Raw genomic sequence first — 13646 nt, forward strand, 5'->3', positions numbered from 1 at the left:
GTCAGCCTTGGCGTCCAACACGAGCCGGATCGCTCGTTCCCGCAGCTCATCGGGGTACTTCCTCGGGGCGACCATCGGTCGATCATCCTCCTGGCTTGATGATCTCCATCAAACCCGGGACGAGACAACGCCCGCATGATCCGCGGCGTCCCGGCGTGGCGCTTCTGGTGGGACTGAGATGACGGTCTACGCCCACGACCCCACCGCGTCGACGATCGTCGCCTTCTGGGCGACGGCGCCGTCGCCCAGAAGATCGCCCGGGTCCCGCGGAACTGGAACCCCGACCACGCCCGGCGGGCCGCGGGCGTCCTCACCCGGTTCTCCGCGCTCCTCTGGCACGACTACTCCGAGCTGGTGGTGGAGGAGATCCGGCCGTTCCGGCTCGTCGAAGCCGTCCGCTACCCGAACCAGCCGGTCGGAGGCAGGCTGACGAGCAGGGAGGACGACGACCGTGTCGAGACCGCGCACCAGCTGGGCCGGATCGTGTCGCTCGCACCGGGGCGGGCCTTCAAGGACGCCGTCATCCGAGAGCTCCGGGTCGAGATCGACGCGGTCCTGGAGGCCGACCGCGGTGACCTCGACGGACGGGCCCAGCAGGCCGTGGCCCACGTCCGGCCGGACGTCTCGGACACCCACCTCGTCACCGCGCACTCCGTGCTCCATGCCGACCCGCTCGGCCCGTGGGGGCTGCTGACCTCGATCGAGCCGAACGCGGCCGCAGTGGCCGCGCTGGGCTGGCTGCGGACCGCGGCCGGACTCGTGTCGAAGCTGGTCGGCCACTCGGTCGCCGACGTCGTCGCGCTCGCGGAGGCGATAGAGCACGAGGACCTGCAGGTCGCCCGGAACGTGCTGGACGCCGCACCGGGACAGCCGGACGTCGAGCTGGTCCGGCACCTGCTCCAGGAAGCGGTGCTGGCCGGACGCGGCTACTTCGTCGTCTGCCCGGACGGCCACGAGCCGGCCGATCTCGCGGACGTCGGAGCCGATGGCCAGCACCGCCACCGGCTCGCCACCACGGTCCTCGATCCAGAGGGGCCGGGTGCATGCCTGGTCGACGGGCTGATCCGCGGCATCCAGGGCTGCTTCCGTGTCTACGCCGATGAGACCTTCGCCCGCGAGCGTCCGGGTGTGGACCCGCAGCTCATCGGCCCCGAGTGGATGACGGAACTGCGCACGCGGTTCTCCGACGAGCTCCGGCAGAGGGGCGCCGCCGTCGAGGGGACCACGGGATGATCAACGGATGCCGGCGAGAGGTACACGAGGGTCGCCCCAGCATGATCAAAAGACATCACCCGCCTCTCGTGGGCGAACCAGCCGCGGAACCCCGCCCACCGTTCCCGCCACGCCGCGGCGTGCCGGGCGAACTCGGCCTCCCGGGGATCCTGCGCGTCCGGTCCGGCCGGACCGCCCGGGGCCGCGTCGACCGCCTCGCGGCGGGCGGCGAGGTCGAGCAGCCGCCCGACGTCGTGGCTCTCGATCTCCTCGACCAGCCCGGCGATCTCGGCGCCGGTGGCGACCAGGTCCGTGACGAACCGCTGCAGGTAGTCGATCAGCTGGTCCTTGTAGGCGGCGAAGGCCTCGACGTCGACGTCCTGCAGGTCGATCGAGCGTTGCAGCGATCCCATGAAGGCCTGCGCGTTGCCCGCGAGATCGGTGAACCGGTCGACCAGGGCGCGCAGCGACAGGTGCACCTTCGCCGGATCCGGTTCGGAGGACCCGGTGGCCGAGAGCTTGCGCGGGCACCAGTCGAACAGGAACTCGTCGACGTCGGCGACCCGCCACCGGTCGAGCGCCCCGTCCCCGTAACCGTACTTCCGGTCCATGAGCAGGCCGCCGTCGTTCGGGGCACCCGGCACATCGTGGGTGTCGAGCCAGGCGGCGAACTGTTCGCCGGTACGAGGGCGACGGTCGGGCGACTTTCGTCGATACCGCCTTGACCCTCCGCCGGGTACCCGCTGTCCTGGACCGGGGGAATCGGACGATCGGGGGGAAACCATGACGACCGAGGACGGACGTCCGCGGCTGCAGGGGCCGCTGGGACTCACCGGCCGGGCTCCGGCGCCGGACCTGGCGCGCGGGTGGATGCTGCTGTTGATCGTGCTCGCGAACACGCCGTTCTATCTCTACGGGCGCGCGCACTCGCAGGCCGGGTTCCACCCGCTGGACGGCTCGGTCACCGACCGGGTCGTGCAGGCGGTCCTGATCACGGGCGTGGACATGCGGGTCTACCCGATGTTCGCGTTCCTGTTCGGCTACGGCCTGATGGTGATCTACCGGCGGCAGGGGGCGGCCGGGGTGCCCGAACCCGAGGCGTTCCGGCTGCTGCAGCGCCGCAACCTCTGGCTGCTGGTTTTCGGGGCGGTGCACGCGCTGCTGCTCTGGGGCGGCGACGTGCTCGGTGCCTACGGTATGGCCGGCCTGGTGCTGGTGTGGCTGTTCCGCCGTCGGGCAGACCGCACCCTGCTGGTCTGGGCCGCGATCGGCTCGGGACTGCTGGCGCTGCTGGCGGCGTTCACGATGTTCGGTGCCTGGGCCACGCTCGCCACCGGCACCGCGGCGCAGGCCGGCGGGGGGATGCCGGACTGGATGACCGCCAGCGCCTCCGCGGAGGGTGTGCTGAGCGCGGCGCTCGCCCGGCTCATGATGTGGCCGTTCCTCGTGTTCGGGCAGGGTCTGCTCGGGATGGCCATTCCGGTGGCGATCCTGCTCGGGTTCTGGGCGGCGCGCCGCCGGATCCTGGAGGAGCCGTGGCAGTACCGGCGGCTGCTGTGGATCACGGCGGTCGGCGGCATGGCGATCGGTTGGGTGGGTGGCCTGCCGCATGCGCTGGCACACATCGGCGTGCTCGGTGGCATGGAGCAGGTGATGTGGGCGTTCTCGGGGCTGCAGCTGATCACCGGGCTGGCCTGCGGCCTCGGTTATGTCGCGCTGTTCGGCCTGATCGGCGACCGGCTCGCCGGCCGGCCGCTCGGCCCGGTCGGATCGGCCGTGTCCGCGGTCGGGAAGCGGTCGCTGAGCTGCTATCTCGCCCAGTCGGTGCTGTGCGCGCCGCTGCTCGCGGCCTGGGGGCTCGGGCTGGGAGCGGTACTGGGAAGCGCGACGATGGCGGTGTACGCCATCGGGGTGTGGCTGGTGACCGTGGCGTTCGCCGTCTGGCTGGAGCGACGCGGGAAGCCGGGGCCTGCGGAGACCCTGCTCCGGAGGCTGAGCTACCGCGAACGGCGGCCGGCCGTGCCCCGGGAGGAGCCCGGGCGGGCTCCTGCAGGCTGACGGCCCTGCCCTGCCCCCGATGACGACGGGACCTCCCCGGTCCGCAGGGCCCCGGGAGTCCTCGTGCGAGGATCCCGGCCGTTGCGCCCGGGCGGGTGATCATCGGCGACCGATCCGGCCGTGGAACCGGCGCCGGCGCGCCCCGCCCGCGAGCCGGGCCGGGGGAGCGGTACCGCACGGGGAGCAGGGTGGAACGCGCGAACACGGCGTCGTCGCAGCAGCAGGGCCAGGGTCTGCGCCGGGACCTGACCGGCAGGCAGATCGGCATGATCGCCGTGGGCGGCGCGATCGGGACCGGGCTGTTCCTCGGCTCCGGGCTCGCGATCTCGGTCGCCGGGCCCGCGGTGATCGTCGCGTACGCGGTCGCCGCTGTCGTCGCGCTGGCGCTGGCCTACGCGCTCGCCGAGATGGTCGTCCGGCACCCGGAGGCGGGCGGGTTCGGCCCGATCACGCAGCGCTACCTCGGTGACGGCGCCGGCTTCGTCCAGCGCTGGATCTACTGGGCCGCGCAGGTGGTCAACATCGGCAGCGAGGTCGTCGCCGCCGGGCTCTACCTGAAGTTCTGGTACCCGGACCTGCCACTGTGGATCCCGGTCGTCGGGTTCTCGGTGGTCATGCTGGCACTCAACGCGGGCGCGGTACGGCTTTTCGGCGAGACCGAGTACTGGTTCGCGATGATCAAGGTCGTCACGATCGTCGCGTTCATCGCCGTCGGTGTGACGGCGATCGTGTTCGGCCTTCCCGGGCAGGAGCCGGCCGGCGTCGGCGCGCTCACCGAGCACGGCGGCTTCGCCCCGAACGGGCTCGGCGCGGTCTGGCTCGCCCTCACCATCGTGACCTTCTCGTTCCTGGGCACCGAGGCCGTCGCGGTCACCGCCGCCGAATCCCGCGACCCGGGCCGCGACATCCCGCGCGCCGCACGCCGCACCGTGATCCGGCTGGCCGTGTTCTACATCGGCGCGATGCTCGTGGTGGTCACGCTCGTCCCGTGGAACACGGTGAGCACCGGGGAGGAGGTCACCGAGTCGCCGTTCGTCGGGCTGTTCGCGCAGGCCGGGGTGCCGGCCGCGGCCGCCGTCATGAACTTCGTGGTGCTCACCGCGGCGCTCTCGGCGATGAACACCAACCTCTACGTCACCGCACGCATGACGTACTCGCTGGCCCGCGACGGCTACGCCCCGCGTGCGCTCGCCCGCACCAGCCGCAACGGCGCTCCGCAACGGGCCCTCGCGCTCTCCGCTGCCGGGCTCGCGCTCGCGTCGCTGGTGTCGGTGTTCGCCGAGGCCACCGCGTTCCCGCTGCTGATCGGGTTGGCGCTGTTCGGTGCACTCGTCACCTGGTTGCTGATCTTCGCCAGCCATCTGGTGTTCCGCAGCCGCACCGCGGGTGAACCGTCCCCGGTACGGCTGCCGGGTGCCCCGTGGACCACCGTCGCGGCGATGCTGTTCGTCGCGGCCGTGCTGGCGACGACGCCGTTCACCGAGCAGTTCGCGACGGCCTGGAAGGCGGGGGTGCCGTTCCTGGTGCTGCTCGTCGTGAGCTACCTGGTGGTGCGGCGGCGCCGGACCCGGTAGACCTTCCGGGACCGGTCGGTGGCGGGCATCATCGCGACCATGACCGATCCCGGCGCGGGGACCGGCCGGATGCTGCGAGCACCCGGCCCGATCGAGGGCAGCGGCATCGAGGGCTACCTCGACCATCTCGCACGAACCCGCGACCTGTGGTTCGACGACTACGACGCCCTGTGGCGCTGGTCGGTCGCCGAGCCGGAGGAGTTCTGGGCGTCGATCTGGGACCACCGCGGCACCGCCGGCGGCTACGAGTACGTCCGGGACTCGGCCGCGATGCCCGGCACGCGGTGGTTCCCCGGTGCCCGGTTGAACTACGCCGAGCACATGCTCGGCGACGACCCGGCGGACGCAGGCCGGACGGCGATCGTCGCCCGCTCGCAGACCCGCGAGCCCATGGAGCTGACGTTCGGGGAGCTGCGCGAGCAGGTCGGGCGGGCCCGGGCCGGGCTGCGCCGGCTGGGTGTCGGGCCGGGGGACCGTGTCGTCGGGTACCTGCCGCACGTGCCGGAGACGATCGTCGCCTTCCTGGCCGCGGCGAGCCTCGGCGCGGTGTGGGCGGCGTGCGCGCCGGAGTTCGGCGCCCGCAGCGTCGTCGACCGGCTCGCCCAGGTCGAGCCGACCGTGCTGGTCGCGGTGGCGTCCTACCGCTACGGCGACCGGGAGATCGACCAGCGCGACGAGCTGGCGGCGATCCGGGCCGGGCTGCCCACGCTGCGCCACGTCGTCGGGCTGGACTACGGGCCGCACCCGGTCCCGGACGCCCTGACCTGGGACGAGCTGCTCGCCGAGCCGGGCCCGGTCGAGTTCGACCCGGTGCCGTTCGACCACCCGCTCTACGTGCTGTTCTCGTCCGGGACGACCGGCCTGCCGAAGGCGATCGTGCACGGCCACGGCGGGATCCTGCTGGAGCACCTGCGGCTGCACGGCCTGCACCTGGACAGCCGCCCCGGCGACCGGGTGCTGTGGTTCACCACCACCGCCTGGGCGATGTGGAACATCACGATCTCGGCGCTGCTACACCGTTCCGCACTGGTGCTGCTCGACGGCAACCCGCTCTGGCCCGACCTCGACGCCCAGTGGGCGCTCGGCGCGGAGGTCGGCGCGACGCTGATGGGCGTCAGCCCCGGCTACATCGCGGCGTGCCGCAAGGCCGGGATCGAGCCGCCGCGCTGGCCGGAGCTGCGCCAGATCGGGACCACCGGCGCCCCACTGCCCGGCGACGCCTTCGACTGGGTGTACGACCGGTTCGGCCCGGACGTGCTGCTCAACCCGATCAGTGGCGGTACCGACGTGTGCAGCGGCTTCGTCGGCGGGGGACCGTGGCAGCCGGTGTACCGCGGCGAGATGTCCGGTCCGATGGTCGGGCACGACGTCGCCGCCTTCGACGAGGAGGGGAACCCGGTCGTCGGGCAGCTGGGGGAGCTGGTGGTGCGCGCCCCGCTGCCGTCGATGCCGGTCGGCTTCTGGAACGACCCCGGCGGCGCCCGCTACCGGGAGGCCTACTTCGAGCACTTCCCCGGCGTCTGGCGGCACGGCGACTGGGTCCGGTTCACCGACCGCGGCAGCTGCGTGATCACCGGCCGGTCGGACGCCACGCTGAACCGCGGCGGGGTGCGGCTGGGCACCGCCGAGTTCTACGCCGTCGTCGAGGACCTGTCCGAGGTCACCGACTCGCTGGTCGTACACCTGGAGGACGACGACGGCGGGTCGGGCGAGCTGATGCTGTTCGTCGAGCTCGCCGACGGTGCCGAACTCGACGACGACCTGCGGGCCCGGATCGTCGCGGCGCTGCGCCGCGAACTGTCTCCGCGTCACGTCCCGGACCTGATCGCCGCGGTCCCGGCCGTGCCGCGCACGCTGACCGGGAAGAAGCTCGAACGCCCGATCAAGCAGGTGCTGCGCGGCCGCCCGGTCGCCGAGGTGATCAGCCCGGACGCGGTGTCCGGCGCGGACGCGGTGCCGGCCTTCCTCGTCGCCGCCCGCCGGACGCCGTAACCGTCGGGTCGGGCGGGCCTGCCCGGTGCCGGGCGGGCGAACCCGGCACCGGGCGGTGCTCACCAGATCCGGACGCGCTTGCCCGGCTCGGTGAACAGGGCGTCGGACTCGGCGACCCCGAACGCCTCGTGGAAGGTGTCCAGGTTGGTCACGACCGCGTTGCACCGCAGGTCCGGCGGCGAGTGCGGGTCGGTGGCCAGTCGGCGGACGGCCTCGGCATCGCGGGTCACCGCCCGCCACACCTGGGCCCAGCCGAACAGCACCCGCTGCTCGCCGGTCAGCCCGTCCAGCACCGGCGGCTCGGCGTCGGAGTAAGCGATCGCGTATGCCTTGAGCGCGATCGTCAGCCCGCCGAGGTCACCGATGTTCTCGCCGACCGTGAGCGCCCCATTGACCTTGTGCTCGGGCAGCCCGGCCGGGGACAGCGCGCTGTACTGGTCGATCAGCATCTGCGCGCGGGAGTCGAACTCGGTGCGGTCGGCGGTCTCCCACCAGTCGGTGAGGTTGCCGTCGCCGTCGTAGCGCGAGCCCTGGTCGTCGAACCCGTGCCCGATCTCGTGGCCGATCACCGCGCCGATCCCGCCGTAGTTGGCGGCGTCGTCGGCGTCGGCGTCGAAGAACGGCGGCTGCAGGATCGCGGCCGGGAACACGATCTCGTTCATCCGGGGGTGGTAGTAGGCGTTGACCGTCTGCGGGGTCATCAGCCACTCGTCGCGGTCGACCGGGCCGCCGAGTTTGGCGTACTCGAAGTCGTGCCGCCACTCCGCCGCGCGCCCGGCGTTCCCGAGCAGGTCGGCGGGGTCGATCTGCAGGTCGGAGTAGTCCTTCCACTTCTCCGGGTAGCCGATCTTCGGGGTGAACTTCCCGAGCTTGTCCAGCGCGCGCTCGCGGGTCGCCGGACTCATCCAGTCCAGCGTGGAGATCGACTGCCGGTAGGCCTCGACCAGGTTGCCGACGAGCTCGACCATCCGGTCCTTGGCCCGGGGCGGGAAGTGCCGCTCGACGTAGAGCTTGCCGACGGCCTCGCCCATCGCGCCCTCGACCAGCGACACCCCGCGCTTCCAGCGCTCGCGCAGCGCGGGGGTGCCGGACAGGGTGCGTCCGTAGAAGTCGAAGTCCTCCTCGACCAGGTCCGACGACAGGTACTCGGCACACGAGGCCGCGACGTGCAGCGCGAGCCAGGCCTGCCACTGCTCGATCGGCCGCTCGGCCCACAGCGCGGCGGCCGCGGCGACGAAGCTCGGCTGCCGGACGACCACCTCGTCGTAGGCGTGTGCCGGGACCGCCAGCGCCGCCTCCCACTCGACCCAGTCGAACCCGGGGCCGCTCGCCCGCAGCTCGTCGCGGGTCAGCAGGGTGTAGGTCTTCTCGGCGTCCCGGTTGGTGACCCGGTCCCAGGACTCGGCGGCGAGCGCGGTCTCGAGCTCCATGACCTGCTCGGCGACCCGGGCCGGCTCGGCCAGCCCGATCAGCTCGGCGAGCCGCTGCAGGTGCTCGACGTACGCGGCGCGGATCTCCGCGGAGTCCTCGTCGCGGTAGTACGCCTCGTCCGGCAGTCCGAGCCCGGACTGGTTGAGGTTCACCAGGTAGCGGGTCGAGTCCTTGGCGTCGGTGGCGATGAACTCGCCGAACAGCGCCGCCCGGCCCTCGCGCTGCCGCCTGCCCAGGACGCCGGCCAGCGCGGCCCGGTCCCCGGCGGCGTAGATCTCGTCGAGCAGCGGCCGCAGCGGCGTGACGCCGAGCTGCTCGGCGCGCTCGGTGTCCATGAACGAGGTGTAGAGGTCGCCGACCTTGCGCGCCTCGCTGCCGGGCTCGGGCGAGCCCGCCGCGCACTCGGAGACGATCGCGTGCACCTGCTCCTCGGCGCGGTCCCGCAGCACCCGGAACGCGCCGTCCTGCGAGCGGTCCTCGGGGATCTCGTGGGTCGCCAGCCACCGGCCGTTGACGTGGGCGAACAGGTCGTCCTGCGGGCGGACGTCCGGGTCGAGCCAGGTCAGGTCCAGGCCGGAGTGCCGCGCGGTCGGGGCGCGCTCGGTGGTCGTCATGGGCCCCATCCTGCCTTCCGGGACCGACGGTTTCGAGACGACCGGCGGTCCGCCCCGTCCCGCGTTCCGGAGGTTCGGGCCGGACGGTCAGGTCGGGCGGATCACCTGCATCGACCCGTCCGGGCGGGAGTCGACGGTGACGGTGTCGACGTCGGCGGTCGCCGGGAGCGACGCCTGTGGAGCCAGCGCGGCCGAGAGGTGCGCGAACAGCGCCTGCGTCCGCGAGTTCTCGAGGGCCGCACCGCTGACGAAGTTCGGCACGATCCTGCCGGACCACGACCTCAGTTCCAGCGGGGTGCCGGCGAGCCGGATGAACAGCGCGCGCATCCGGCGGACCTCCTGGGCACGGGCGTCGAGGTCGGCCTCGACGGCGGCGGTGAACGCGGTGAGCGGCTCGCCCGGATTGCGGAGCTGCGCCTCCGCGGCGGTCAGCACGATCCGGCGGCTGTCCAGGGCGATGGCGCGGTAGGCGGTGTGCACCGCGGTCCCGAAGGCGTCCCAGCCCAGCCGCCCGACCGTACCGAGCCGTTCGCGGAGGTCGCCGCCGTCGGGCTGCGGCGGAAGCTGCATGGCGACCCGCTCCCAACCGTCGAGCAACGCGACCGACCGGTTGCGGAGCGTCTGAAGGTCGGCCATCGCCGCCCCGAGCCCGACGCTCTCCGGGATCGAGGCGCCGTCGAGCAGAGCGGCGTGTGCCGTCTCGATCGTCTGTTCCGCGGTGCGGAGCCGGGCGTCGTCGTCGAACTCGAGGCGTGCGGTGAGCTGGTCGACACCCTTCTTGATCTCATCGAGGGTCCGTGCCTGCTCGTCCCCGCCGAGCATCTCGGAGGCGACGGTGAGCGCGAGCAGACCGATACCCACCGGTCCGATCGACCGGGCCAGCGTCGCCGGGTTGATCGGTGTGAGCGTCACATTGCCACTGAACTTGCCGGCGGCGTTCTGCGTCGCGCCGCGGAACCCGCCGCCGACGGCCTTCATCAGGGGATCGGTGGTGCCGCTCGGCATCTGCAGGAGGAAGCGTTGACCGGTCGCGGTGACGGCCTGCGACGTACCGGACGCAGCCGTGCCGAGGCCCTCGCCGAGCGCGCTCGACCCGCGTACCGCCTTGCGCCAGGACGTCCCGGTGCCTGGGCTGGGCACCGACGACAGGACTGCGCCCTCACCTCGGGCCAGCAGCTCCCACGGATTCGTGGTCGCGGTGGTGCCCAGCGGAAGTACGACGGCAGTCGGCTGCTCCTCGAAACTCGTCACACCCCGTTCAACGGTTCGAGGCGCCGCCGGCTACGTCCGTCCACCGACCGGCTGGCCGCCGCGCACCGCCTGCTCGTCGAGGCGGTCGCTGCGTTGGACGGGGCCGCCGGTCCCGGCGCGACCGCCGAGGAGCGGCTGTCGGTGCTGACCCTGTGCGAGGGTGCGGTGCGCCGGCTGGACCGGGTCACGGTGTCCACGGTCGCGTCCTTGGACCGCGACGGTGCCTTCGCCGAGGGCCGATCGGGTTGGGGCACGTGCACGTGATCGCCACCGTGCTCGGCTCGCATGCTGCGCGACGGGTCGATGCGGAGCGGCTCGCCGGTGGAGGTCGAGATCGCCGAGCACGCGTGCGTGTTCAACCCGGCCGAGCTGCACGCCTGGGTGACCCGGCTGATCGACGCCCTGGACGCGGACGGCCCGGCCCCCGATGACGCTGCGCCGCCGCAGCGCAACACCCTGAAGGTCACCCCGCACCGGGACCGGTTCCGGGGGGACGCTGCGCGACCGCCCTGGAGCACGGTGGGCTGCCCGAGACCGGCGGGCGGCGTCCGGTCATCTCGGGCCTGATCGGGCTGGAGGATCTGCAGCGCCGGGCGCGGGCCGCGGTGCTGGACTTCGGTGGGCGGTGCACCTCGCAGAGCCTGTGGATGCTGGCCTGTGACGCGGCGGTCGTGCCGATCGTGCTGAACGGCGCCGGCCGACCCCTCGACATCGGACGGGCCACCGGCACCGTTCCGGAGGGGATCCGGCGGGCGGTCACCGCCCGGGATCGTGGGTGCGCGCATCCGGGCTGCGACCGGTCCCCGTCCTGGTGCGGGGTCCACCGCATCGTGTCGTGGGAACTGTGGGGTGAGACCTCGCTGGCCACTGGATCGACCCCCAGCAACGACCACGACGACAATCCGACTACGCGAGGGTGGCATGAGGTCCCGGGCGGAGGCGCCGGCGCGTTCCCGGGTAGAACCCACCCGTGACCGACATGTGGGACGAGCTGTTCGAGCCGCCGGACCCCGCGGACGTTCTGGGGGACTTGCACGAGATCGCGATCGAGGTGTTCGACGTGTGGTTCGGCGGCTCCGAGCAGGCGTGGGCCGCCTGGGCGTGGGGTGTGCTCACCTCGGCCGGGCTGACGGCGGCGCGCACCGAGTACGAACGCGGCGAGCTGGTGCTGCGGCTGCTCGCGCTGAACGCGTTCTACCGCGAGTTCTGCGCGCGGGCATTCACCGAGGGCGAGCCGGGGGAGTGGCCGGTCGATCCGGACCGGGTCCTCGGCGACCACCCCCGGCTGCACCCCGTGCTGCTCGGGATCATCGCCGAGCGCCGGAGCCTCGACCTCGCCGACGGTGCCGATGCCGGGGACGTCGACTTCGACATCGCGGTGTCGGCGACCGCGCTGGACCTGCTCGTCCGCTCCGAGTACCGGCGGGTGCTCCCGGCGCTGACCGGGTCCGCCGGCACGGCCGGACTGTTCGCCGCCACCTGGGCCTCCGCGAGGGACGGCGTCCGCTACCCGCTCCCGGACGACGATGTGCGGGAGATCGTGAACACCGACGTCACGCCGGGCAAGCTCGCCGCCTACGAGTGGCTGACGTCCGGCGCGCGGCTGGGCTGACCGGCGCGGCCCGATCCCGGGACGCTCACACCTTGAACGACCCACCTCGACGAGCGCAGAATCGGCCGATGTGACGATCAACCTCGACGCCGGACCCCGGCACCGGACCACTCCCGCCATCGACCTGCTGGAAGGCGAGCGCCGCCTGCGCCGCCTGCCGGGCGACGGGCCGGACCGACCGTACGAGGCCTTCACCGTCACCCCGCTCGGCGCCACGCTCGGTGCCGAGATCACCGGTGTCGACCTGCGTGAGACCCCGGACCCCGCGCTGACCACGGAGCTGCGACGCGCCCTGCTGGAGTGGAAGGTCCTCTTCTTCCCCGATCAGGACCTGACCAGTGCCCAGCAGCGTGACTTCGGACTGCTCTGGGGCGAGCTGGAGACCAACCCGATGCTGGAGCAGGGCGCGTCCGCCGACGTCGTCCGGTTCGGTGCCGGGCAGAAGACGTTCGAGAACATCTGGCACGCCGACACCACGTTCCGCACCGAGCCGGCGATGGGCGCGGTGCTGCGGATGGTCTCCGCGCCGCCGTTCGGCGGGGACACGATGTGGGCCGACATGGCCGCCGCCTACGACAACCTCGCCGCCGACATCCGGGACCGGATCGACGACGCCGTTGCCGTGCACGACATGGTCCCCGGCTTCGCCCGGTTCCTTGACCCGGAGAAGCTCGCCCGGCTGCAGGACCGGTTCCCGCCGGTGGCCCACCCGGTCGTCCGGACCCACCCGGAGACCGGACGCCGCACGCTGTACGTGAACGGGTCCTTCACCACCCACATCGTCGGGATGGAGCCCGACGAGTCCGCCGCGCTGCTGCGGCACCTGTTCGCCCAGGCCCACGTGCCCGAGTACCAGGTGCGGTACCGCTGGGCCGAGGGAACGGTCGCGTTCTGGGACAACCGGGCCACCCAGCACTACGCCGTCGGCGACTACCACCCGCACCCGCGGGTCGCCGAGCGCGTCGCGATCGCGGGTGACCGGCCCTTCTGACCCGACGACCGACGACCCGACGACCCCGGCGGGGCGGCACCACGTGGTGCCGCCCCGCCGTCGTGTGTCGGCCGGACGTCCGGGGCCGCCGGAGTCAGGAGGCGTTGCGCCGCCACCGGCGGCGCCGGGAAGCCGGCTCCGGCTCGTCCTCGAGCGGTGCCGCGATCGCCAGCTGCGTCGCCTGCCGGCCGAGCACCTCCAGGTGTGCCCGGACGTCGTTGTGCGTCGGGTCCAGCACCGCCTGCTCGGCGATCTCCGCGGCCCGGTCGACGGCGTCGGAGAACGCCGCCTTCGCCGCGTCCAGCCGCCCCGCGATCCGCTTCGCCGGGGCCTGCGTGATCCGGAACCGGGCCGGCTCGATCGAGTCACCGACCGTCGCCAGCCTGCGGACCGCGTCCAGCTCGTCGTCGAGACGCTTGCCGATCTCGCTCAGCCAGCTGCGGACCTGACCCGCGCTGATCACCGAGGTGATCCGGTGGAACCGGGCCACCGAGGTCGAGCAGTCGGCGACGTAGGCCTTCCAGTACCGGGACATCGGCGCGGGCGGTTGCTCGGCGGCGGCGCGGAGACGGGGCACGGCTACAGGGTGCCGGATCGACGGGCACGAGCATGTCACGGGGCGGCGGCAAGCCGGACGCGACGAGGGTGGACCGGCCGTCGACTCTTGCGAGATGGTCGTCGGCCCGGCGGTTTCGCAACACTCGACGAGCTCGAGGACGCCGCGGCACACCCGACCTGCTCACCCGCCGATGTGGACGGTGTTGCCGGGGCGTGTCGGCCGCGGTCACGGGATGCGCCCGTCGGCCGCGAGCACCGGAGGTTCCGCCCGCACGGTGTCCGGGTAGATCAGCCCGGACCCCGTGTTCAGTACGACGACCTCCTCCGAACCGTCCAACCAGCCGCTCTCCCGC

The 13646-nt window shown here is 72.8% G+C and carries 12 protein-coding genes; 7 read left to right on the forward strand and 5 right to left on the reverse strand.

Annotation, left to right across the window (positions count from 1 at the left end):
• Nucleotides 1–186 precede the first annotated feature (186 nt).
• Together ACLFMI_RS26480 and ACLFMI_RS26485 are read right to left on the reverse strand one after the other, a co-directional pair.
• Nucleotides 187–339 carry a hypothetical protein gene (locus ACLFMI_RS26480; protein ID WP_410950689.1) on the reverse strand — a complete coding sequence of 51 codons (153 nt, stop codon included), beginning with the start codon at nt 337–339 and terminating at the stop codon, nt 187–189.
• Nucleotides 340–1091: 752 nt separating this feature from the next.
• On the reverse strand, nt 1092–1856 hold the full coding sequence (locus ACLFMI_RS26485) for a DUF2397 family protein (protein ID WP_410950690.1): 765 nt from the start codon (nt 1854–1856) through the stop codon (nt 1092–1094).
• A gap of 139 nt (nt 1857–1995) precedes the next feature.
• Here ACLFMI_RS26485 and ACLFMI_RS26490 point away from each other — a divergent pair, with 139 nt between their 5' ends.
• The 3 genes from ACLFMI_RS26490 (at nt 1996) to ACLFMI_RS26500 (ending at nt 6836) form a co-directional block, all read left to right on the forward strand.
• The gene (locus ACLFMI_RS26490) at nt 1996–3270 is read left to right on the forward strand and encodes a DUF418 domain-containing protein (RefSeq protein WP_410950691.1); all 1275 of its coding nucleotides are present in this window, start codon (nt 1996–1998) and stop codon (nt 3268–3270) included.
• A gap of 188 nt (nt 3271–3458) precedes the next feature.
• A complete protein-coding gene (locus tag ACLFMI_RS26495; protein WP_410950692.1) occupies nt 3459–4844 on the forward strand; it encodes an amino acid permease in 1386 nt (461 codons plus the stop codon).
• Between the two features lie 39 nt (nt 4845–4883).
• Nucleotides 4884–6836, forward strand: a complete 1953-nt coding sequence (locus tag ACLFMI_RS26500) for an acetoacetate--CoA ligase (protein WP_410950693.1) — start codon at nt 4884–4886, stop codon at nt 6834–6836.
• Between the two features lie 59 nt (nt 6837–6895).
• On the opposite strand, the gene ACLFMI_RS26505 is transcribed toward ACLFMI_RS26500, so the two are convergent.
• Both ACLFMI_RS26505 and ACLFMI_RS26510 read right to left on the reverse strand, forming a co-directional pair.
• Nucleotides 6896–8881 (reverse strand): M13 family metallopeptidase, encoded by a 1986-nt coding sequence (locus ACLFMI_RS26505; RefSeq protein WP_410950694.1) that lies wholly within the window; start codon nt 8879–8881, stop codon nt 6896–6898.
• Nucleotides 8882–8968: 87 nt separating this feature from the next.
• Nucleotides 8969–10132 (reverse strand): hypothetical protein, encoded by a 1164-nt coding sequence (locus tag ACLFMI_RS26510; RefSeq protein ID WP_410950695.1) that lies wholly within the window; start codon nt 10130–10132, stop codon nt 8969–8971.
• 93 nt (nt 10133–10225) lie between these two features.
• Between ACLFMI_RS26510 and ACLFMI_RS26515 the strand changes: the two genes are divergently transcribed.
• The 4 genes from ACLFMI_RS26515 to ACLFMI_RS26530 all read left to right on the forward strand — a co-directional run bounded on the left by ACLFMI_RS26515 (nt 10226) and on the right by ACLFMI_RS26530 (nt 12735).
• Entirely contained in the window at nt 10226–10396 is a 171-nt protein-coding gene (locus tag ACLFMI_RS26515; RefSeq protein ID WP_410950696.1) for a hypothetical protein, read from the forward strand.
• A 21-nt stretch (nt 10397–10417) separates the two neighbouring features.
• Nucleotides 10418–10699, forward strand: coding sequence for a calponin homology domain-containing protein (locus tag ACLFMI_RS26520; RefSeq protein ID WP_410950697.1), 282 nt, complete (start codon nt 10418–10420; stop codon nt 10697–10699).
• A 403-nt stretch (nt 10700–11102) separates the two neighbouring features.
• On the forward strand, nt 11103–11744 hold the full coding sequence (locus tag ACLFMI_RS26525) for a hypothetical protein (RefSeq protein ID WP_410950698.1): 642 nt from the start codon (nt 11103–11105) through the stop codon (nt 11742–11744).
• Nucleotides 11745–11814: 70 nt separating this feature from the next.
• Nucleotides 11815–12735, forward strand: a complete 921-nt coding sequence (locus ACLFMI_RS26530) for a TauD/TfdA dioxygenase family protein (protein WP_410950699.1) — start codon at nt 11815–11817, stop codon at nt 12733–12735.
• Between the two features lie 94 nt (nt 12736–12829).
• Here the strand turns inward: ACLFMI_RS26530 and ACLFMI_RS26535 are convergent, their stop codons facing one another.
• A complete protein-coding gene (locus tag ACLFMI_RS26535; RefSeq protein WP_410950700.1) occupies nt 12830–13312 on the reverse strand; it encodes a hypothetical protein in 483 nt (160 codons plus the stop codon).
• Nucleotides 13313–13646: the final 334 nt, after the last annotated feature.

The organism is Pseudonocardia nantongensis (genome assembly GCF_046546495.1).
GTDB lineage: Bacteria > Actinomycetota > Actinomycetes > Mycobacteriales > Pseudonocardiaceae > Pseudonocardia > Pseudonocardia nantongensis.

Excerpts from the sequence above, each read along its gene's own strand:
- ACLFMI_RS26490 (WP_410950691.1), top strand. The coding sequence starts at position 1,996 with ATGACGACCGAGGACGGACGTCCGCGGCTGCAGGGGCCGCTGGGACTC.
- ACLFMI_RS26500 (WP_410950693.1), top strand. The coding sequence starts at position 4,884 with ATGACCGATCCCGGCGCGGGGACCGGCCGGATGCTGCGAGCACCCGGC.
- ACLFMI_RS26505 (WP_410950694.1), bottom strand. The coding sequence starts at position 8,881 with ATGACGACCACCGAGCGCGCCCCGACCGCGCGGCACTCCGGCCTGGAC.
- ACLFMI_RS26520 (WP_410950697.1), top strand. The coding sequence starts at position 10,418 with ATGCTGCGCGACGGGTCGATGCGGAGCGGCTCGCCGGTGGAGGTCGAG.